The following is a 903-nucleotide window of genomic DNA, read 5'->3' as shown; positions in this document are numbered from 1 at the left end:
GGAAGCTGGTCCAGGAGCGGGAGGCATACTTCCGGCTTGTGGATCAAGGAATGGGCTATTCCGAGGCTGCCGCAGTCATCGGCATCAACGTCCGGACGGGCAAGCGATGGCGGAACGGACGCGGCGCCTCGGGCAGGAACAAGGCGGCACCACCGATCAACGCGGTGGTGCCGCCGCCCGTTGAACCGGGCCCGTCCGCGCCCTCGCGCTACCTGGGCGAAGCGGACCGCATTCACATCGCCGACCGGCTGCGAGAGAAGGCCACGGTCCGGGCCATCGCGGCCGAACTGGGCCGCAGCCCCTCAACGACCAGCCGGGAGATACGCCGCAACCGGCACCCCTTGAACGGCCAGTACCGGCCTCATGCCGCCCAGGCCCGCGCCGACGCCCGCCGGCCGCGCCCCAAGCCCGGCAAGATCGGCCAGAACCCTGAGCTGCGGGACTTCATCCAGGACCACCTGACCCTGCGCTGGAGTCCGGAGCAGATCTGTCACGCTCTGCGCAGACGCTGTGCCGACCGGCCGGAGATGCACGTGACCCACGAGACCGTCTACCAGGCCCTCTACGTCCAAGGCCGCGGTGAACTGCGTCGCGAACTGACCCGCGCCCTGCGCACCGGCCGCGCCATGCGCCGCCCGCACCGCCACGCCGCCAAGCGTCAGCCGCGCTTCTCCCACCCCATGGCGATGATCAGCGAACGGCCCGCCGAAGCAGCCGACCGGGCCGTCCCCGGCCACTGGGAAGGCGACCTCATCGTCGGCCGCAACTCCCGCTCCGCCATCGCCACCCTGGTCGAACGCAGCACCCGATACCTGCTGCTCGTCCACCTGCCCACCGACCACACCGCCGCGGCCGTGCGCCAGGCACTCGCCGACACGGTCCAGACCCTCCCACCGCACCTGA

General features: G+C 71.2%; 1 protein-coding gene. It reads left to right on the top strand.

Annotation, left to right across the window (positions count from 1 at the left end):
- A partial coding sequence (locus tag VKA29_RS08825; RefSeq protein ID WP_420718463.1) for an IS30 family transposase occupies positions 1–903 on the top strand: 903 nt, incomplete at both ends.

Source organism: Streptomyces sp. H51 (assembly GCF_035656535.1).
Classification (GTDB): Bacteria; Actinomycetota; Actinomycetes; order Streptomycetales; family Streptomycetaceae; genus Streptomyces.
The sequence above is the reverse complement of the archived record's forward strand: the minus strand, read 5'-3'. Positions and strand labels throughout refer to the sequence as shown.